The 19,002-nt window shown below is 44.0% G+C and carries 19 protein-coding genes; 8 read left to right on the top strand and 11 right to left on the bottom strand.

Going from position 1 to position 19,002, the window contains the following annotated elements:
• The 6 genes from ACM0OZ_RS15705 to ACM0OZ_RS15680 form a co-directional block, all read right to left on the bottom strand.
• Positions 1–509: tetratricopeptide repeat protein (locus tag ACM0OZ_RS15705; protein ID WP_414583744.1), on the bottom strand; the 509-nt coding region annotated here is incomplete at its 3' end.
• Between the two features lie 416 nt (positions 510–925).
• Entirely contained in the window at positions 926–1,096 is a 171-nt protein-coding gene (locus ACM0OZ_RS15700) for a hypothetical protein (protein ID WP_414583743.1), read from the bottom strand.
• Positions 1,097–1,199: 103 nt separating this feature from the next.
• Complete coding sequence (locus ACM0OZ_RS15695) at positions 1,200–1,370, bottom strand: hypothetical protein (protein ID WP_414583743.1); 171 nt, start codon at positions 1,368–1,370, stop codon at positions 1,200–1,202.
• Positions 1,371–1,392: 22 nt separating this feature from the next.
• On the bottom strand, positions 1,393–1,560 hold the full coding sequence (locus ACM0OZ_RS15690) for a hypothetical protein (protein ID WP_414583742.1): 168 nt from the start codon (positions 1,558–1,560) through the stop codon (positions 1,393–1,395).
• 155 nt (positions 1,561–1,715) lie between these two features.
• Positions 1,716–2,939, bottom strand: coding sequence for an MFS transporter (locus tag ACM0OZ_RS15685; RefSeq protein ID WP_414583741.1), 1,224 nt, complete (start codon positions 2,937–2,939; stop codon positions 1,716–1,718).
• Between the two features lie 291 nt (positions 2,940–3,230).
• Entirely contained in the window at positions 3,231–4,553 is a 1,323-nt protein-coding gene (locus ACM0OZ_RS15680; protein WP_414583740.1) for an ABC transporter substrate-binding protein, read from the bottom strand.
• A 238-nt stretch (positions 4,554–4,791) separates the two neighbouring features.
• Between ACM0OZ_RS15680 and ACM0OZ_RS15675 the strand changes: the two genes are divergently transcribed.
• From ACM0OZ_RS15675 to ACM0OZ_RS15655, 5 genes are all read left to right on the top strand, one after another.
• Positions 4,792–5,547 (top strand): YebC/PmpR family DNA-binding transcriptional regulator, encoded by a 756-nt coding sequence (locus tag ACM0OZ_RS15675; RefSeq protein ID WP_414583739.1) that lies wholly within the window; start codon positions 4,792–4,794, stop codon positions 5,545–5,547.
• Between the two features lie 120 nt (positions 5,548–5,667).
• A complete protein-coding gene (locus ACM0OZ_RS15670) occupies positions 5,668–6,927 on the top strand; it encodes an FAD-dependent hydroxylase (protein WP_414583738.1) in 1,260 nt (419 codons plus the stop codon).
• Between the two features lie 776 nt (positions 6,928–7,703).
• Entirely contained in the window at positions 7,704–9,893 is a 2,190-nt protein-coding gene (locus ACM0OZ_RS15665; protein ID WP_414583737.1) for a transglycosylase SLT domain-containing protein, read from the top strand.
• A gap of 95 nt (positions 9,894–9,988) precedes the next feature.
• Complete coding sequence (gene tatC, locus ACM0OZ_RS15660; RefSeq protein WP_414583736.1) at positions 9,989–10,798, top strand: twin-arginine translocase subunit TatC; 810 nt, start codon at positions 9,989–9,991, stop codon at positions 10,796–10,798.
• On the top strand, positions 10,795–11,130 hold the full coding sequence (locus tag ACM0OZ_RS15655) for a tRNA-binding protein (protein WP_414583735.1): 336 nt from the start codon (positions 10,795–10,797) through the stop codon (positions 11,128–11,130). The genes tatC and ACM0OZ_RS15655 overlap by 4 nt, the downstream gene beginning before the upstream one ends.
• 386 nt (positions 11,131–11,516) lie before the next feature.
• Here the strand turns inward: ACM0OZ_RS15655 and ACM0OZ_RS15650 are convergent, their stop codons facing one another.
• Positions 11,517–11,828: a DUF3067 family protein gene (locus tag ACM0OZ_RS15650; RefSeq protein WP_414583734.1), complete on the bottom strand. Its 312-nt coding sequence runs from the start codon at positions 11,826–11,828 to the stop codon at positions 11,517–11,519.
• Positions 11,829–12,054: 226 nt separating this feature from the next.
• Between ACM0OZ_RS15650 and petC the strand changes: the two genes are divergently transcribed.
• Positions 12,055–12,594 (top strand): cytochrome b6-f complex iron-sulfur subunit, encoded by a 540-nt coding sequence (petC, locus tag ACM0OZ_RS15645; RefSeq protein ID WP_096561153.1) that lies wholly within the window; start codon positions 12,055–12,057, stop codon positions 12,592–12,594.
• Positions 12,595–12,711: 117 nt separating this feature from the next.
• On the top strand, positions 12,712–13,713 hold the full coding sequence (gene petA, locus ACM0OZ_RS15640; RefSeq protein ID WP_414583733.1) for a cytochrome f: 1,002 nt from the start codon (positions 12,712–12,714) through the stop codon (positions 13,711–13,713).
• A gap of 222 nt (positions 13,714–13,935) precedes the next feature.
• Here the strand turns inward: petA and ACM0OZ_RS15635 are convergent, their stop codons facing one another.
• The 3 genes from ACM0OZ_RS15635 to ACM0OZ_RS15625 all read right to left on the bottom strand — a co-directional run bounded on the left by ACM0OZ_RS15635 (position 13,936) and on the right by ACM0OZ_RS15625 (position 16,057).
• The gene (locus ACM0OZ_RS15635; protein ID WP_414583732.1) at positions 13,936–14,070 is read right to left on the bottom strand and encodes a hypothetical protein; all 135 of its coding nucleotides are present in this window, start codon (positions 14,068–14,070) and stop codon (positions 13,936–13,938) included.
• Between the two features lie 112 nt (positions 14,071–14,182).
• The gene (locus tag ACM0OZ_RS15630) at positions 14,183–14,485 is read right to left on the bottom strand and encodes a hypothetical protein (RefSeq protein ID WP_414583731.1); all 303 of its coding nucleotides are present in this window, start codon (positions 14,483–14,485) and stop codon (positions 14,183–14,185) included.
• Between the two features lie 537 nt (positions 14,486–15,022).
• The gene (locus tag ACM0OZ_RS15625) at positions 15,023–16,057 is read right to left on the bottom strand and encodes an RRXRR domain-containing protein (protein ID WP_414583730.1); all 1,035 of its coding nucleotides are present in this window, start codon (positions 16,055–16,057) and stop codon (positions 15,023–15,025) included.
• A 482-nt stretch (positions 16,058–16,539) separates the two neighbouring features.
• On the opposite strand from ACM0OZ_RS15625, the gene ACM0OZ_RS15620 reads away from it, so the two are divergent.
• Positions 16,540–17,226 (top strand): Uma2 family endonuclease, encoded by a 687-nt coding sequence (locus ACM0OZ_RS15620; RefSeq protein ID WP_414583729.1) that lies wholly within the window; start codon positions 16,540–16,542, stop codon positions 17,224–17,226.
• Between the two features lie 85 nt (positions 17,227–17,311).
• Here ACM0OZ_RS15620 and ACM0OZ_RS15615 read toward each other — a convergent pair whose 3' ends face one another.
• On the bottom strand, positions 17,312–18,901 hold the full coding sequence (locus ACM0OZ_RS15615; protein ID WP_414583728.1) for a glycoside hydrolase family 57 protein: 1,590 nt from the start codon (positions 18,899–18,901) through the stop codon (positions 17,312–17,314).
• Positions 18,902–19,002: the final 101 nt, after the last annotated feature.

The following is a 19,002-nucleotide window of genomic DNA, read 5'->3' as shown; positions in this document are numbered from 1 at the left end:
ATCGCAATTTCTAAATTCTCTGCCCGCTCCCCCCGGATGCGATAAAGGTAAGCTAAGCCCAGGTTGTTTTGCGTCGTTGCCCATTGGATGGGAAAGCCAGCGCGCGTGCGTTCTTGCAAGGCGTTTGTGTAGCATTGAATCGCAATTTCTAAATTCTCTGCCCGCTCCCCCCGGATGCGATAAAGGTAAGCTATGCCCAGGTTGTTTTGCGTCCTTGCCCAGTCGATGGGAAAGCTTTCTCTGGTAAAAACCGTTAATGCTATCTCGTAACCTCTGATGGCAATTTCTAAATTATCCGCCCGGTTGCTTAAGGGGAAGTCCTGCATCCGGTTACTAAAAGTAAAGAAATCGGTTGCGATGCTTTGTGCTGTAGGTTTGAGTACCTGTGATAAAAAGTCGATTTGAGTGTCGGGCGTGGGGTCAATCTCTGCGTCGTTCTCCTGGGCGGAGGTGAATCCTAGCGTACTCGTGATTTTTTGGATAATGTTTTGTAAAAAAGTACGCAGCATTGCTCTTTCCCAGATTTTGATAGCTTCGTAGTAGGGCTTTAGCGCTAAAGCGCTGACTACAAATTAGGCTTACCTCTCAATTATTTTGTAACAAACCACAAGGAGAAATGTGTCAGAAATCTTGTGGACGAGTCTCAAAGACTCGTGTGCGAGTATTGTAACCTCGTCAACGAGTATTAAAGACTCATCAGCGAATATCAAACACTCATCAGCGAGTATTAGAACCTCGTGCGCGAGTATCAAACACTCATCAGCGAGTATCAAACACTCACCAGCGAGTATTAGAACCTCGTGCGCGAGTATCAAACACTCACCAGCGAGTGTCATAACCTCATCAGCCAGTATTAGAACCTCATGAACGAGTATCAGAAACTTGTGAACGAGTATTAAGGGATTTCCAACAAATAAATTATCCCCTAACAGTGGGGTGGGCATCCCGGCATTGGTGCCAGCTTAAGCCACAACCCTTTGACAATCTCGTTTCCAGGTTCTACCTGGAAACGCACTTTCATTGCGGCTCTGCCGCTTTGTAAGGGAGGCTCCGCCTCTTGGGAGGCATTCCCAGCCTGAGGCTGGGAACGAGGCATTAGGGGATTTCCAAGAAATAAATTATCTGTCTTGTGGGGTGAGCATCTTGCCCGCCCTAAGTATGGACGAGTATTAAGGGATTTCCAACAAATAAATTATCCCCTAACAGTGGGGTGGGCATCCCGGCATTGGTGCCAGCTTAAGCCACAACCCTTTGACAATCTCGTTTCCAGGTTCTACCTGGAAACGCACTTTCATTGCGGCTCTGCCGCTTTGTAAGGGAGGCTCCGCCTCTTGGGAGGCATTCCCAGCCTGAGGCTGGGAACGAGGCATTAGGGGATTTCCAAGAAATAAATTATCTGTCTTGTGGGGTGAGCATCTTGCCCGCCCTAAGTATGGGACGGGTGGGGACACCCATCCCACAAGAAAATTTAGGATGTTTTTTCATTGCGGCTCTGCCGCTTTGTAAGGGAGGCTCCGCCTCTTGGGAGGCATTCCCAGCCTGAGGCTGGGAACGAGGCATTAGGGGATTTCCAAGAAATAAATTATCTGTCTTGTGGGGTGAGCATCTTGCCCGCCCTAAGTATGGGACGGGTGGGGACACCCATCCCACAAGAAAATTTAGGATGTTTTTTAATTCGGAAGTCCCTAACCTGGTGATAAAACATAGCCTCAACGCTAACGCCGCTTAATAAACGTAGTAAAAGCCACTCCTAGCATAATTAAAGCCATTGCACAGACTCCATGCCACTGCCAGCGACTCCAGCCATAAGCACCAAGGAACGAACCCAACGCTCCACCAATAAAGTAAAAGGTAATATAAAGTGCATTCAAACGGCTGTGAAACTCTGAAGGTAAACTGTAAATTCTTGCTTGGTTAGAAACCATTGTGGTTTGCACACCCAAATCCAAAAGGATAACCCCAGCAATCAACCCCAGAACGTGATAACCAAACACCCAGAAAATCAGAAACGATAAGCTTGTAATCACAAGACCTAACCCTACAGTCAGCTTGGGATTTCTCTTATCTGCTATCTTACCCACAACAGGAGCCGCCGCCGCTCCCACCACACCCACCAGCCCAAACAATCCCGTCACTTCACTGCCGTAATGATAGGGTGGCTGTGCCAAAAAGAATACCAAAGTACTCCAAAAAGCGCTAAAGGCACCAAAAGACATTGCCCCTGCAAGGGAAGCTTCACGCAAGATAGGCTGCTGTCTTATCAACTTGAACAAAGATCCAATTAATTCAGCGTAGGAAACACGCAACGATGGTTGGCTTTTTGGGAGCATCCGCGACAAAACAACAGCCAGAACAATCATCAACCCACTCGCAAGCCAATACATCTCCCGCCAGCCGAAACTAGCTCCCACAAAGCCGCTGACTGTCCTAGCTAAAAGAATTCCGATCAACAGCCCACTCATCACCGTGCCAACAACTCTTCCTCGCTGCTGCGGTTTTGCCAGTTGTGCTGCAAAAGGAACGATCAGCTGTGGGGTAATAGTCGTGATGCCGATCGCCAAACTTGCAACCAACAACCAAACAAGGTTGAGTGACACCGCCGCCGCCGCCAACGCCACAGATGTTAACACCAGCATCGTCAGAATCAATCTCCGCTTTTCCATCAAATCGCCCAGTGGAACGAGGAGAAAAATTCCCAAGGCGTAACCAATTTGGCTCACTATAGGAATCCACCCAGTGGCATGACTAGGAGCCTGTAAGCTTTGGGCAATCACCGCCAGTAGCGGTTGGTTGTAGTATAGATTAGCAGCCGCCGCCCCACTTGTGATCGCCATGATCCAGACGAGTTTGCGCCCTAATGGGTCTTGGTTCAGCCTTTCGGTAGATGCATTATTGTTAACAATTCTCACAGGATAAGACTCCAGTTGCTTATTTAGCATTCACTTGGGTGAAAACCAGGTTTTTTGTAGAGGCACGGCAGTGCTCATGCGTGTCAACTTAAGCCAAAACCCTTCTAAAATCTCGTTAAATCTCGTTTCCAGGTAGAACCTGGAAATGCCCTTGAAGCGGCTAGTAACGCTCAATTGGCAGGCAGAGCCTCCCAGTAGGCATTCCCAGCCTGAGGCTGGGAACGAGGCAATCTTTAAAAGCCTGTTCTATACGGGTTTTCACCTTAAGTTGACACCAATGCCTCGTTTATCTGCGGTTCCAACAAAAAAGTTATCGCCTGTCTACTTAAAAATCAAATCTAAGCGCTGCTGAGATTCTTTGAGTGCTTCTTCAGGCTTACTTTTCCCCAATATCACAGATTCCAACGCTCGCCCGATATTTTCTGAAACCCGATTATAACCCGGAAAAATAGGACGACTGCGCCCATATTTTGCCTGATCCAAAAACACTTTCACTGCTGGTTGTTTCTCAAGATATGCTATATATTTCGGATTTTGACGCGACTTAATATTGGCAGGTAAATATCCAGTCCCCAACGCCCATTCTGTTTGAAATTCTTCACTTAAAACATATTCAACAAAAGTAAATGCTGCTTTTTGCCGTTTTGGTATCGTTTTGAATAGGAAAAGATTTTCGCCGCCAATGCTAGTAGCAGGACGTTCACCAACAGGAATTGGAAAAACAGCAAAATCTCCGTTGGGAATATCTTGTTGCAAATATCCTAGAGTCCAAGGACCTGTTATTTGCATTGCTACCTTACCAGCAATGAAATTATCTGTTTCATAACCTCGTTCTGGTCCAGATAATATTGCTGAACCATCAGTAATTAAATCGCGCCACAGTTGCAAAGCAGCGATCGCACCTTTATTATCTTTTAGTTGCACTGCTGCAGCTTGTTGCGTGTCACCACTCATCAACTCACCGCCGCCACTCCACATAAACGGTAACCAGATAAACACCGAGAATTCTCCCTTCCCTAAAGGTAGAAAGATGCCGTGTTGGTCTATACTTCCGTCACCATTCGTATCACGAGTCAATTTTTTAGCAACTTGGCGCAACTCTTCCCAAGTGCGGGGTAATTCAGTAATTCCTGCTGCTTGAAACAAACTCGGTCGGTAGTAAATACCAACATTATTTGTCGCAAACGGCACCGACCAAATTTTTCCCTTGTATTCCATCGACTGAAACAAAGCAGGGTCAATCTCTTCTTTGACTGGTGATGCTAACATTTCATCTAAAGGTATCAAGGCATTCAATTCCACGAGTTGACCGCCAATTGCTGGGTTATACCACAACAAATCGGGAGGTGCATTTCCTACCACCGCGGCTAAAATCTTTGGCATTTGCTGATCTGGTTGTCCCACATAAAGCGATTCCACTTGGATATTTGGGTGGGTTTCATTAAATCGGTCTACCAGCTTTTGCAAAACATCCCGATTTGGCGGCGGATTTACCCCCTGCCATAAGGTCAAATGAATCACTTGATCTGTGTTCTCACCTTTTGGTAAAGCTTGACATCCAGTCAAAATCAAGATGCCCACTATGAGTAAAATCAATAACCTTGCTCTCAGGAAAGAGTAAGTGGGAAGTTTAATGAATTTCATTTGGGTGCTATAAAGTACAATATTATTTTTGAATTTCGCGCTCTACGCTCAAGACGCAAAGGAAAGACGCAAAATAATTATCTTGTATATTATTCTTAATCACTGATGATTCCATCTGTGTGCATCTGTGGTTCAACATTAAGTTCCCATTTTTTGGGAAACTTAAGGATGAGTATGCAAAAGCTAGAATCTAGCTATATCGTATCTGGTAAATAGATAGCATTATTAATTTCCGAATATGGCAGGACACAGTAAATGGGCAAATATTAAGCGCCAAAAAGCGGTAGTGGATGCAAAAAAGGGTAAGACTTTCACCCAGTGGTCCCGTGCGATTATTGTGGCGGCGAGAAGTGGCGTTCCAGATCCAACAGGAAATTTTCAACTTCGCACGGCAATTGAAAAAGCTAAGGCGGCTGGTCTTCCTAATGAGAATATAGAAAGAGCGATCGCCAAAGGTGCAGGTACACTCTCAGGCGGTGCGTCTAGTTTAGAAGCTATTCGTTACGAAGGTTACGGTCCTGGAGGAGTTGCTATCCTTGTTGAAGCCCTAACAGATAATCGCAATCGTACTGCTGCTGACTTACGTGTTGCCTTCAGTAAAAACGGTGGTAATCTCGGTGAAACAGGTTGTGTCGGCTGGATGTTTTCCCAGAAAGGCGTTTGTACTGTTGAGGGAGTTGATGATGAAGAACAGCTTTTAGAAGCATCTCTCGAAGGTGGTGCCGAGTCTTATGAGATGACTGAAGATCAGACTGCTGAGGTGTTTACCGAAGTCTTTGATTTAGAGAACCTCAGCCAAACCCTGAAAGAAAAGGGCTTTAAGGTAACTGATGCCGAATTGCGCTGGATTCCTAGCAATAGTGTAGAAGTGAGTGATCCAGATCAGGCGCGATCGCTTTTCAAGTTAATAGACACTCTAGAAGGTCTAGATGATGTACAAAATGTCACGGCAAATTTTGATATGTCAGAACAACTGATGGCTGTGATGGCTTGAGCAATGTTACAGCAAATTTTGATATAGCGGTTTTCATTTGGATGCAACACGCTTGAAACTTGCTCTCCCATGGCTGCTTGCGTCAAAATAAGAATGAAAACGCTGTAATTTATCTTAACAATGGCGCAAGCGCAGCTTACTCAAACCTTTAACGCTCCCCAAACATCAACACATCAGCGGGGATACGATTATGATTTGGTTATCGTCGGCGGCGGGATAGTTGGCTTAACTCTAGCCTCTGCATTGAAAGATTCCGGCTTAAGTGTGCTGCTGGTGGAGGCAAAAGTAGAATCAGCAGCAGTCGCCAAAGGGCAGGCTTACGCAGTGCATATGCTTTCGGCGCTGATTTACCAAGGAATTGGAATTTGGGACAAAATATTGCCCAACATTGAGACTTATCGCCGTGTGCGTCTTTCAGATGGTGATTATCCCGGTGTGGTGGAATGGGAAACCGGAGATATAAACGCACAAGATTTAGGTTACGTGGCGGAACACCAAGCACTGTTGCATCCCTTGCAAAAGTTTGTCAAAGATTGTTCTCATGTCACATATTTATGTCCTGCAGAAGTGGTGAATATCCAGTATCAGCAGGATGTGGTGACGATAGATATCAAATTTGCAGACCAGATGCAGACGGTTCGCACTAAATTAGTAGTAGCCGCAGATGGTTCACGTTCCCGTATTCGTCAAGCTGCTGGAATTAAAACCCACGGCTGGAAATATTGGCAATCTTGTATTGTTGCCTTTGTCAAACCAGAAAAATCTCACAACAACACAGCATACGAAAAATTCCAGTCAAGTGGTCCGTTTGCCATTTTGCCTTTGCCAGGAAACCGTTGCCGGATTGTCTGGACTGCCCCTCATGAAGAAGCAAAAGCTTTGTGCGCCTTGGATGATCAGCAATTTTTAGCAGAATTACAAGCGCGTTATGGCAACCAGATGGGCAAGTTAGAATTATTGGGCGATCGCTTTATTTTTCAAGTCCAACTCATGCAAAGCGATCGCTATGTTCTCCACCGACTCGCTTTAGTTGGTGATGCAGCACACAATTGCCATCCTGTCGGCGGACAAGGTTTAAATTTGGGCATTCGCGATGTTGCTGCTTTGGCGCAAGTGTTGCAAGAAGCCTACGCTAAAGGTGAAGATATCGGTAACATTCAAATCCTCAAACGTTACGAACGCTGGCGTCAGCGGGAGAACTTGACAATTTTAGGTTTCACTGATTTGTTAGACCGAATGTTTTCTAATAACATCTTGCCAGTTGTGCTAGTTCGCCGCCTCGGGTTATGGATCATGCGTCGAGTACCTGTGGTAAAAATATTTTCTCTGAAGCTGATGATCGGTTTGAAGGGGCGGGTTCCGAAATTAGCACAGCAGTAAATTGCAAGCAAAACCCATTCAGTGCTAAGTCCTAAGCGATGAGTTCAAATTAACTTTCTCCAAGTTTCCTTTATTCTACTACGAACTCAATACTCGGTACTTAGGACTGTTGTAGTCGTGTGTATTTAGACGAAACAAGCACAATTGTAAAGAAAATATAGCGCTTCTCGTTTGGATGAAGTAATAATTCATCTGTGTCCATCTGTGTCCATCTGTGGTTCTTATTTCTTATGTATTGCACTCAACACCAGAACAGCTATAATTCCAAAAATTATATGGCTTAGCGATCGCTCACCAAAGTTTCTAAAATACTATGGTGAAAGAATATATTGTTATTGATACTTATATCTTGCTAGCATCCTCCATTAGGGGGATAAAGATGCAAATCAAGGTTCATCCAAAGACTTAACTATTAACAGCATTGTTGAAAAAATAATTGTATGTTTTTGTACTAGTATTTCTATAAAAAGTGTTTAATTCCTAAAATTATCCTCTATTTTTTAGATTATATATTTGTTATATAAAATACAGCAATACGATTTAATTCAGTGTTTATGTTGATAAACATGGATTTAATAGTTGGAGTAATATGTCTTTGTTTTATGAGATATGACAAAGATTATCTAACTTAACAAAGTGCCAATGATAAGTTCGGATTTGTGATTGACATCTCATCGATCCCCAACATTAAAAATACAAAAGTTAAAAGTGACGACGTTGACCACTAGTAATGCTAAAGTGGCAAGAAATTCATGTGAAATTTGCAGCGGGAATCGATGCTGAAGAAGCTACAGACAAAGCATATTTCTCTAATTGCGGGTGCAGGGCTGTGTGCCTTTTTAGCTGGGGCAATCGTGTCAGCTCCCGAAATAGGAAAATCCGTAGGACAATGGCTTAAACCACGGAAGATTCAGCCTGAACAGCTTTCGGAAGAAAGCAAAGCTAAATCACCGGTTTTTGCCTTGGTGTCACAATCTCCACAAGAACGTGCTGCAAAATTAGAAGCACTCAAGGAGGGGGCAAAATCAGCAGATCGAAATCGCGCTCGTTATCTTTTAGCAAGTGACTTAATTGAAAGGAAGCAAGCTAAACCTGCACTTGAGTTACTAAAAGGACTAGAGAAAGATTACCCACTCCTTGCGCCTTATGTGTTGCTTAGGCAAGCGCAAGCAGAAGAACTCCTAGGAGAAGAAGGCAAAGCCTCGGATCTTAGGCAGAAAGTGGTGAAAGAGTACCCCAAACAAGCAGCAGCAGCGAAAGCTTTGTATCTGATTGCCCTACCAGAGTATCAGGACAAAGCGATCGCGGAATTTCCTTCGCATCCCCTAACTTGGGAAATTGTCCGTAAGCGATTGCAGGAAAATCCCAATCAGCCGCAATTACAGTTAGTGTTGGCTAAATACGCTTATGACCAACTAGGAATTGTTCCTGTATTAGATCAGCTGGCGAACAACTCTACCCTAAAACCTGAAGAATGGGAAATCATTGGTACGGCTTACTGGGAAAACAGTGAATTTGGTAAAGCGGCGACAGCATATGGCAAAGCGACGCGCACACCCCAAAACTATTACCGCGTTGCACGGGGATTGCAGGTAGGCGGACAACGAGCAGAAGCCGTTGTCATGTATCAACAACTGGTGAAAACATTTCCGGATGCAAAAGAAAGTGGCACTGCTTTGATGCGTTTAGCAGAAATGGCAACAGTACGCAAAGACGCCTTGCCTTATCTCAACCAGGTCATTAGTAAATACCCTGACAAAGCAGGTACAGCGCTGGTAGAAAAAATCAAAATTCTTCAAACTCAAGATCAAAAGGCAGCCTCTGAAGCTCTGAAGCTCCTTCTTACCAAGTATGGTAACTCTGAGGAAGCCGCAGAGTATCGCTGGAAAATGGCACAACAAAAAGCGAAGGCAAAAGATTATAAAGCTGCATGGCAATGGGCAGAACCGATTCCCAAAAATAACCCCAACAGTATTTTGGCTCCCAGAGCCAGCTTTTGGGTTGCCAAATGGGCAACCAAATTAGGGAAAAACCAGGAAGCAAAACAAGCTTATGAGTATACAATCAGCAATTTTCCCTACTCTTATTATTCGTGGCGAGCAGCGGCAACCTTGGGACTAAATGTTGGCAATTTCAACACAGTGCGTAAGATGAACCCACAGGTCGTCCCCATCCAGCGTCCGTTACCAACGGCGGGTTCGGAAACTTTTAAGGAATTGTACCTACTCGGTCAAGACCGCGATGCTTGGTTGCAATGGCAGACGGAATTTCAGAACAAAATGCAGCCAACAGTCGCAGAGGAATTTACCGATGGTTTGATGCAGCTGGCAAAAGGAGAAAATATCAAGGGAATTGATCAAATTTCTAAATTGGAAGACCGAGAAACGCCGCAAGAACAAGCTGAATATCAAGCTTTAAGCAAACAGATCACCTATTGGCAAGCGCGTTATCCCTTCCCCTATCTCAACGAAATTGAGCAGTGGTCTGAAAAACGTCAGCTCAACCCCTTGCTCGTTACTGCCCTTATACGTCAGGAGTCCCGGTTTGAGACAAAAATTCGTTCTACGGCTGGTGCGACTGGTTTAATGCAGGTTATGCCAGATACAGCTAAATGGATTGCCCCACAAATTAAGTTCGATACCAAAAAAATTGATTTACAAAACCCCAACAACAACATCATGCTGGGAACTTGGTATTTGGATCACACTCATCAGCAGTATGGCAATAACTCCCTGCTTGCAATTGCCAGTTACAATGCTGGTCCTGGTAACGTTAGCAAGTGGTTGCCAATTCTGCCTAAGGAAGATCCAGATGAATTTGTAGAATCAATTCCCTTCGATGAAACCAAAAATTACGTGCGTCAGGTGTTTGGTAACTACTGGAATTACCTGAGACTTTACAACCCGGAAATTTCCCAAATAGTATCAAAATATTCGGCTGAACACCCAGAATTACCGCTTCAGTGATGTTAAAGAGTGCAGAGGCGCTAGAGATGAAAGCGTCTCTACATCCACCTGCTTCCCAGTACAATGGTTAAAAGGTGATGCTCTCTAGCTAACTCATGACATCTTCACAAGACATAGACACAACAACTCCTCCTAGTATTGACGTTGAAGTACAGGGCGACTCAAAACCAGAAATAGATCCTATAGATCCTCTTGATGAATTGCCTGGTGAAATCGAAATGTCAATTTTCGATCACCTAGAGGAGTTGCGACAGCGAATTTTTTACTCGTTAATTGCTGTAGCAGTAGGTATTATTGGCTGCTTTTTAGCTGTTAAGCCGATTGTTCAGCTGCTAGAAGTACCAGCACAGGGAGTAAAGTTTCTGCAACTGGCTCCCGGAGAATATTTCTTTGTCTCCCTCAAAGTCGCAGGCTACAGTGGGTTAGTGTTGTCTAGCCCTTTTGTGCTATACCAAATTATCCAGTTTGTCCTCCCTGGACTGACTCGGCGCGAACGCCGCTTACTGGCACCTGTGGTTTTGGGGTCAGCTGTTCTGTTTGGCGGCGGGATAGTATTTGCCTACCTTTTGTTGATACCAGCTGCTTTAAAATTCTTTATCAGCTATGGTGCAGACGTAGTCGAGCAACTGTGGTCGATTGACAAGTATTTTGAATTTGTCTTGTTGCTGCTCTTTAGTACTGGATTAGCATTTCAAATCCCCATCATCCAAGTGCTACTTGGTGCTTTAGGGATTGTTTCTTCTAAACAAATGCTTTCTGGTTGGCGCTACGTCATTTTGGGGGCAGTGATTTTAGGAGCAATTCTCACACCTTCAACAGATCCCTTCACCCAAAGTCTTTTAGCAGGAGCTGTGCTGGGGCTTTACTTTGGTGGTATTGGTCTAGTTAAGCTGATAGGAAAATGACAAAAATTTCCTATGAAGACTTTGAAAAAGTAGAAATTCGTGTTGGTAAAATCATCAAATTAGAAGATTTTCCCGAAGCGCGCAAACCAGCATACAAACTTTGGATAGACTTTGGTGATTTGGGTATCAAAAAATCTAGCGCTCAAATTACCAAACTATATCAAAAACAAGATTTAACACACAGGTTAATATTAGCTGTCACAAACTTTCCACCCCGTCAAATCGCTGATTTCATGTCTGAAGTTCTTGTCTTAGGCGTAGTACTAGACGATGGTGAAGTCGTGTTAATTCAGCCAGATAGAGACGTACCTCTGGGTAAAAGAATTCTATAACAATTTTCTTTCTATTCTTTTCTTAGCGCCCTAGCACAATGTGGCGAAAATAAAGCTAGCATTCTAAAGCAGTGAAAAGCCTACGTAATTAGCTTTTTGACTTTTGACTTTTGACTTTTGACTTTTGACTTTTGACTTCCGCGCATTTTATAACAATTTTCTTTCTATTCTTTTCTTAGCGCCCTAGCACAACGCGGCGAAAATAAAGCTACCATTCCAAAGCAGTGAAAAGCCTACGTAATAAGCTTTTTGACTTTTGACTTTTGACTTTTGACTTCCGCGCAGCGGTACTCGCCTACCCTTCAACAAGGGCTTCGTTCGCCCTAACAGCACACCGCTGAACGTCTAAAGCGTCTACAGACGTCTAATGCCGTTCATATTTTCAACTACTCAATCAACCATTCCGCAGCGCGTTCACCCAAATCTAAGGGCATGCTCACAGCTTTACCAAGTCGTGGGCGTTCTCGTGTTTCTCTAATATACTTTTTCACCTGTGTCTCACAACCCAAGCCAGTAAGATAATTGGCGATACTCTGGAGATGCTCTTGGTAGTCTGCCTCACTTAATGGAAAGGAAGCTTGCTCTAAATATTTCCACATAACTTGTAAGAATATTTTACCCTGTGTCCGACGCAACTGGACATCATAAGAGCGTCCCCACTTCTCAATCAATAGTTGGTGTAATTCCTGTCCCGTCATAGCTTTTCTCAGATATTTTTACATTTAGTTATGATGTTAAGTTCCATTACTCAAGTATGATAGGACTATAAAGAAATGTAATCCTACTAAGAAAGATGCTAGAAATATCTTTGCATAGAGCATTCTCGCATCCTTGTAGGTATTATCATTTTGGCTCAGACAAGAGTTTTTTCATGAGAAACTCTTGTCAAATTTGTTAACAAAATACACAAAGAACGCGTAGGTTATGGCGCAATTTTCTGAATCAATGGACGTTCCCGATATGGGGCGTCGTCAATTCATGAATCTTCTGACTTTTGGAACTGTAACCGGAGTGGCACTGGGAGCATTGTATCCCGTTGTCAAGTATTTTATTCCACCAGCAACTGGTGGTGCTGGTGGTGGTACAACAGCAAAGGACGAGTTGGGCAACAATGTCAGCGTTAGCAAGTTTTTAGAAAGCCATAATGTAGGCGATCGCGTTCTGGTTCAAGGACTCAAGGGAGACCCTACCTATATTGTGGTAGATAGCAAAGAGGCGATTACTGATTACGGTATTAACGCTGTTTGCACCCACTTAGGTTGTGTTGTTCCTTGGAATGCAGCAGAGAACAAGTTTAAGTGTCCCTGTCATGGTTCGCAGTACGACGCTACTGGTAAAGTTGTCCGAGGTCCAGCACCGCTATCTTTGGCTTTGAGTCATGCAAAAGTAGAAGAAGACAAAATTCTTCTAACTCAATGGAGTGAAACCGACTTCCGCACTGGGGAAGCACCTTGGTGGGCTTAATCAGGACTAAAGTGCATAGGACCAGTCTGGAGTCGAAATTTGACTCTTGACTAATGACACATCAGGCATGACTAATAACTAATATCAGAGAACGTTGTCCAAGTTGTCCTTATAGAGATGAGAAATGTTTGTCAAACAGCGAGTATAGCTCGCAGTGCTAGAGCAGTTGTAAAAACATTGCTTATAGCGATCGCTACAGTGACATTTTTCTTCACCAGCGATTTCGCCTTTCCTCAAGCAGCTTCAGCATATCCCTTTTGGGCACAGCAAACTTACCCCGAAACCCCTCGCGAACCAACAGGGCGGATTGTGTGTGCCAACTGTCACCTAGCAGCAAAGCCAGCCGAAGTAGAAATTCCCCAGTCTGTTCTACCGGACACGGTATTTAAAGCCGTGGTCAAAATTCCCTACGATACCAGCTTGCAGCAGGTGGGTGCCGATGGTTCCAAAACCGGCTTAAACGTTGGTGCTGTGCTGATGCTACCAGAAGGCTTCAAAATTGCTCCTGAAGAACGCATTCCTGAGGAGTGGAAGGAAGAAGTCGAAGGTCTGTTCTACCAACCCTACAGCGAAGAGAAAGAAAACGTCGTTATCATCGGACCACTACCTGGTGAACAATATCAGGAAATCGTCTTCCCCGTTCTTTCTCCCAACCCCGCAACGGACAAAAACATCCAGTTTGGTAAGTATGCTGTTCACTTAGGTGCTAACCGGGGACGTGGACAAATTTACCCGACAGGCGAAAAGAGCAACAACGCAGTATATGCTGCTTCTGCTACTGGTACGGTTAGCAAAATCGCCAAAACAGAAGATGAAGACGGTAACGTCAAGTATCAAGTTAGCATCCAGCCAGAATCTGGGGATACAGTCGTTGATACCATCCCCGCTGGACCAGAATTGATTGTTTCCGAAGGGCAAGCAGTCAAAAAAGATGATCCTTTGACCAACAATCCAAACGTCGGTGGATTCGGTCAAGATGATGGGGAAATCGTGCTACAAGATGCCAGCAGAGTTCAATGGTTGATTGCATTTGTCGCACTTGTGATGTTGGCTCAAGTTATGCTTGTTCTCAAGAAGAAGCAGGTTGAAAAAGTCCAAGCTGCAGAAATGAATTTCTAATTAACGAGCCAAATTATTAGTTATAAGACAGGCATTTTGCCTGTTTTTTTTTGCGGTACAAAACCGCTTTGCGTGGCACCTTTATGAGACAATACGGTTCAGTTAAGGTTGATGTGTAAAAAATAATGTGTGTAGAGACGCTTCAAACAGCGCGTCTCTACATTGTGTTCCTGATAAGAGTTTTGGTCTTATCTGAACCGTATTGCCCTATGAGAGACTTTCCTAAATAGGAAGGAATGACCAAGGTTGGGCAACTTTGTCCAAGTTCAATGAAGGAGAATGAGCGTGGCGATGCTCCTCTGGAGCCGCCCAAAGGGCATAGCCGCAAAGCGCCCGCCGTAGGCGGCGATTGCGCAAAGCGCACCTGGAGGAGGCAATTGCAGCTTCTTGGCGGGAAAGCGATCGCCTTTGTTATGCGCTTCATAGCGATCGCACACCTTCATCTAGGACTGAGCGATCGCCCCTCGAATCAAAGAGCGAAAGAGCCAAGTACATCAAGACCCACAGTTCTTGACGCGATAACACCAATAAGCACACCAAGACCTAGCGCTCTACGAAAATAATTAACGCCTTGAAATAATTCTAGCCACGCCCAAGTAAATAAAGAGCCAAAAGCAAGTGCCTCTAACCCTGTATTCACAACCCCTGTTGTAAAAACTAATTTGAGCAAACTAGCTGTTATCCAAACAATAAGCGGTAAGTTTGGCATCTGAGCTAAAACAATTTTGCCATCGCTGTCACGGAAAATTTTATCGAATAATGTATTTTTCATAACTTGAAATTGCAACAATCAGCCAAAATTATTAACTTACAAAAACTACCATTCGCATTACAACATTCAGGTTTCTCTCTTATCAACCACCATTATGCTGAGATTAGAGCGGCAAAGCATATTCATATTGGACTTGGGTTTGAAGTTGAGCAATGACCGTTTTTCTACTCATTTGTGGTATTGCATAGTGAGCGACAACCTATGTAAATTCTTCTTAGGTAATAACTCAAAACAGCGATAATCGTAAAAATATGTCCGTGGCAGGATGTGGCTTAGTTTCACCAAAAAAAGTCGGACTTTGAGACAACTGTTTAAACTTCATACCTTAATAGTCATTGTCAGCCACACAAATCCCTTTACATTTAATACCGTTCGTAGCGGTGCGCTGACAATGAGAACATAGAACTTTTTCGTTTTCTGTTTCTTGATTTGTTTTGATACTAGTGCTTGCGGTAAGAAAGTCTTTTTCGGTCTGGATTTTTTCACTCATCGAAAAATTGGGTCTGAAACCCCGTCCTTCTAGGACGGCTTTACAAATTAACCTGCTATGCGCCACAAGTTGTAAGACAAAAACTTACAATCTGTGGGCAGCGCGTTTTGACACAATCGCTTACCAGTCCTTAAACTATGCAAGCTAATTGTTTTTCTTTTGGAATCTTTTTTTGTTGGTGACTCTTGCCAACCTCCGACGTAGCAGAACCCATATTTAGAATGTTTGACAACCGAACCACGCTTAAACCCGGCGCTCAGGGTTCCGCCATAACGAGGTCTAATGTGTCCCGCTTGATGTTGTAGGCGGTGAAGTTGACGGCGATGAAACTCTAAAGGAATCACCTCAATTAACATTGTGTTGTCTGGTCTAATATGCCCACCAATAAACGAGTTAGCTAAAACCCATGAATCAACGCAATGAGCGTTAAACGTATTAGAGAGTTTATTTTTGGATTTTTTCAACCCCAAAGTTTGACGTTCGTCGTAAGTATTGTTTCCTGTACGAGTCTCTAAATTAGCAAGTTGCCGCAGTTCAGAATAAAACCACTGCTTACCAACTTCTAAAGGAGAAAACATCACATTCCATTTGCGCCCGTTCTTCCATGTCTTAGCTTTGATGTCTTCGACAACAAAAACCGTGACAGGAAATATTGATACTAACCATTTACAAATCCTAAGTTTCCATTGCCATCTAGCTTTAGTGGATGGTGGCAACTTTGGAAAGTTGACAAGTCGTAAGCCACGATTTTGACGACAGGGTGTTTTACGAAAACGTCTAGCGCGTCGCATATTTCGACGAACTTCTACATGGTCTTTGACCCAATCTACGCTATGAGTCTGTACGTTTAGGTAGGTGTGGGATCTGGACTTAACCGTGAAACCCTCACGCTTACTGCCAGGGTCAATTCCTATTGCGATAGGTTGGTAATTGCGGTTGGATGGTTCTACGTTGAGCCGAACACAAAATACTCCTTTTTTAAAGAACGGTGTAGCCTTACCTGATTTAATCCAACGTCTCGCCCTACTGGGGGTTGTTGGCATTAAAGGTCGATTGTTTGAGTCTACGACTGGTACAAACATTTGCTATAAACCTCTTACGAGTATGTCTTTCCCTTCGCTACTGACTATTAGAGAGGTTACAGACTAGGGAGGCATCCAGTAACGTCTTGTAAGTTGCCACACTTAAATAGTTCAGTTTGGGTTCGTACCCTAAGCTAGACACTGGTTTAACTTGGATTAAGAGAATGGCAAAATCTCCTCGGACAAGCCCCATCCCTTTTAGGGTGGGGTCAGTGACAAGGTAGTTCTTGTTGGATAGCGATTAGTTCTCGAACATCGTCCATACTTAATTTTATTAAACTTGCCCAATGTTACGGTTTTCCCTCTTATCAAATTAATTCCTCTTCTCTTAATCTGGCTGCTTTTGGAACCAGTGACGGTCAGATATTTTTCTCGGATAAAGGATTTAGATTTCCTCGTGATTTCCCAGCCTCCCAGTCATGACGACAGGATTCTAAACGATAGTATATAACCTAAGCTCCTAATGAGTTGAGGGATTGCCAATGACAGCCGCAGTAGAGTATTTTCCTATTACTCCAATTGAGTACCCAGATGAGGACGGTAAGCCAATGGCTGAAGGAGATATCCAGTGCAGTTACTTAACTTATGCAAGAAACGCACTACGGCTATATTTCCAAAACCGTTCTGATGTATATGTTGCTGGCAATTTATTTATTTACTACGAACAGGGTAATCCAGAATCAGTTGTAGCACCAGATATATTTGTGGTGTTTGGAGTAGATAATCGTGATAGACGCTCTTATAAAACTTGGGAAGAAAATGATGAAACTCCTGATTTTGTTCTAGAGATTACCTCAAAAGCAACTCGTACAAAAGACCAAGGTGCAAAAAAAGGAATTTACGCCTTTTTGGGAGTTTGCGAATATTATCAATATGACCCTACAGGAGATTATCTCACTCCCCAACTCCAAGGTTTGCGCTTAGTCAATGGAAACTATTTCCCAGTCCCTACCAGTACTTTGCCAGATGGTACAGTATCGTTATCCAGTGAAGTCTTGGGTTTAGAGTTGCGAATTCAATCAGGAGAAATGCGCTTCTACGACCCAGCGACAGGTCAAACACTGCTAAGCTATGAGGAAGAAGCAGCAGCACGACAAGCTGCTGAAGAGAAAGCGCAACGCTTAGCCGCTAAACTTAGGGAATTGAACATTGACCCAGATACTCTATAATACCAAAACACCTCACCCCCAACTCCTCTCGGTGCTAGTGGGGTGAGGTTCTTGGTGTATTTGAGCTAAGTCAAAACCCCTATAATTACAACGGACGATACACTCGGTAGTTGATATTAGGGAAAATATTGTCCATCAACTCAACTTTTTCCAGCCAACCACTATCGATTTTGCCAATTTTAACGTCTTCGTAAAGCTTGTTGAAACGCATGAGGTGCGATCGCGTCCTTCTGACAGCATAAGGTACCATCGTTCCCGTCCGCATAATAAATGCCCAATCGGAAGATTGCGCTAACAGCAATTCCCGCGCCGCTTGGTTTAACGCTTTCCATTCCAACTCATCTGCTGGTTCCCTGTTTGATATTTCAATCATCCGTTCTGCTGCTTTATGCAGATGTGGGTAAATCCACGCATTTGTTTCGTTCAACCAATACTCGTGGAATCCTTTATAACCCCAACTCGATTGCGAAGGACGGCAGACTTGCTGAGTTGGTTCCGCCCGCAGATAATCTGCCAAGTGGGTCATTGCATAAGTCTTTTGGTCAAACCAGGACTTGCGGAACAGGTAATCGATGAACCAGGGACCCTCGTACCACCAATGTCCAAATAACTCTGCATCGTAGGGAGAAACAATAATCGGCGGACGATGCATTATACCATAGAGATGCCCAGCTTGCTGTTCTCTATTATACATAAAATTAGCAGCGTGTTCCGCAGTTTTTTCCCTTGCCCAGTAGGGGTCGTAGAGCGCCTTATCTCCTAACCCTAAACCGCGTCCAGTAATTTTGTGATACTTAATGCCCGTATTTTTCCGCTGACCGTTGGGCATGATGTAGGGCTTGATGTATTCATATTCAGCTTCCCAGCCCAAGTCTTTATAAAATTCCCGGTATTCCGGCGCACCAGGATAGCCTACCTCAGAAGACCACACTTGCTGAGAAGATTCATGATCTCGACCAAAGACAGCGACACCACTTTCTGTAAAAATTGGGGCATAGCTGCCAAATCGCGGACGAGGACGGGCATAAAGAATGCCATGTCCATCAGTGAGGAAGTAGCGCAACCCTGCATCGGCTAACATTCGATCTACACCTTCGTAGTAGGCGCATTCTGGCAACCAAATACCTCTGGGTGGCTGTCCAAAAGTTTCCTCGTAGTGTTCGCACGCTACCTTAATCTGTGCCCACACAGCTTGCGGGTACATTTTCATCAGTGGTAGGTAGCCGTGGGTGGCACCGCAGGTGATGATTTCTACATTATTAGTATCTTGAAACTGCTTAAAAGCTGTTACTAAGTCCCCTTTGTAGCTTTCCCAAACTTCTCGTATCGCCTTAAACTCACTGGCGTAATGCTCGGCTAAATACTTGATATGACCATTGTGCGCATTATGTTCGAGTTCTAGTTGTATAAGTTCTTCTAGCTTGGCTAAGTGAGCGTCGTAGCGTTCTTGCAGTAAAGGATCGCGGAGCATTGACACAAGAGGTGGTGTCATGCTCATCGTGATTTTAAAGTCAACGCCGTCTCGCTTTAAGCCTTCAAATACTCGTAGCAAGGGAACGTAAGTTTCAGTGATGGCTTCATAAAGCCATTCTTCTTCCAGCACATAGTCACTTTCTGGGTGACGAACGAAGGGCAGGTGTGCGTGGAGTACAAGCGCAACGTAGCCGATAGCCATAATAAATAGTTCCGGGGTGTTACCTATTAATTGAAGGTTGGGGATTTGGTAGATTTAAGATTATTTTAAGACTTTATGGTGGTTAAGAGACATTGCCTGCA

This window comes from Scytonema sp. PCC 10023 (assembly GCF_963920835.1).
Lineage (GTDB): Bacteria > Cyanobacteriota > Cyanobacteriia > Cyanobacteriales > Nostocaceae > Kalymmatonema.
This window is presented reverse-complemented; position numbering and strand designations above follow the sequence as displayed.

Coding starts and splice junctions, on each gene's coding strand:
- ACM0OZ_RS15700 (WP_414583743.1), bottom strand. CDS start 1,096: ATGCCTCGTTCCCAGCCTCAGGCTGGGAATGCCTCCCAAGAGGCGGAG.
- ACM0OZ_RS15695 (WP_414583743.1), bottom strand. CDS start 1,370: ATGCCTCGTTCCCAGCCTCAGGCTGGGAATGCCTCCCAAGAGGCGGAG.
- ACM0OZ_RS15690 (WP_414583742.1), bottom strand. CDS start 1,560: ATGCCTCGTTCCCAGCCTCAGGCTGGGAATGCCTCCCAAGAGGCGGAG.
- ACM0OZ_RS15685 (WP_414583741.1), bottom strand. CDS start 2,939: ATGCTAAATAAGCAACTGGAGTCTTATCCTGTGAGAATTGTTAACAAT.
- ACM0OZ_RS15680 (WP_414583740.1), bottom strand. CDS start 4,553: ATGAAATTCATTAAACTTCCCACTTACTCTTTCCTGAGAGCAAGGTTA.
- ACM0OZ_RS15675 (WP_414583739.1), top strand. CDS start 4,792: ATGGCAGGACACAGTAAATGGGCAAATATTAAGCGCCAAAAAGCGGTA.
- ACM0OZ_RS15670 (WP_414583738.1), top strand. CDS start 5,668: ATGGCGCAAGCGCAGCTTACTCAAACCTTTAACGCTCCCCAAACATCA.
- ACM0OZ_RS15665 (WP_414583737.1), top strand. CDS start 7,704: ATGCTGAAGAAGCTACAGACAAAGCATATTTCTCTAATTGCGGGTGCA.
- tatC (WP_414583736.1), top strand. CDS start 9,989: ATGACATCTTCACAAGACATAGACACAACAACTCCTCCTAGTATTGAC.
- ACM0OZ_RS15655 (WP_414583735.1), top strand. CDS start 10,795: ATGACAAAAATTTCCTATGAAGACTTTGAAAAAGTAGAAATTCGTGTT.
- ACM0OZ_RS15650 (WP_414583734.1), bottom strand. CDS start 11,828: ATGACGGGACAGGAATTACACCAACTATTGATTGAGAAGTGGGGACGC.
- petC (WP_096561153.1), top strand. CDS start 12,055: ATGGCGCAATTTTCTGAATCAATGGACGTTCCCGATATGGGGCGTCGT.
- petA (WP_414583733.1), top strand. CDS start 12,712: ATGAGAAATGTTTGTCAAACAGCGAGTATAGCTCGCAGTGCTAGAGCA.
- ACM0OZ_RS15630 (WP_414583731.1), bottom strand. CDS start 14,485: ATGAAAAATACATTATTCGATAAAATTTTCCGTGACAGCGATGGCAAA.
- ACM0OZ_RS15625 (WP_414583730.1), bottom strand. CDS start 16,057: ATGTTTGTACCAGTCGTAGACTCAAACAATCGACCTTTAATGCCAACA.
- ACM0OZ_RS15620 (WP_414583729.1), top strand. CDS start 16,540: ATGACAGCCGCAGTAGAGTATTTTCCTATTACTCCAATTGAGTACCCA.
- ACM0OZ_RS15615 (WP_414583728.1), bottom strand. CDS start 18,901: ATGGCTATCGGCTACGTTGCGCTTGTACTCCACGCACACCTGCCCTTC.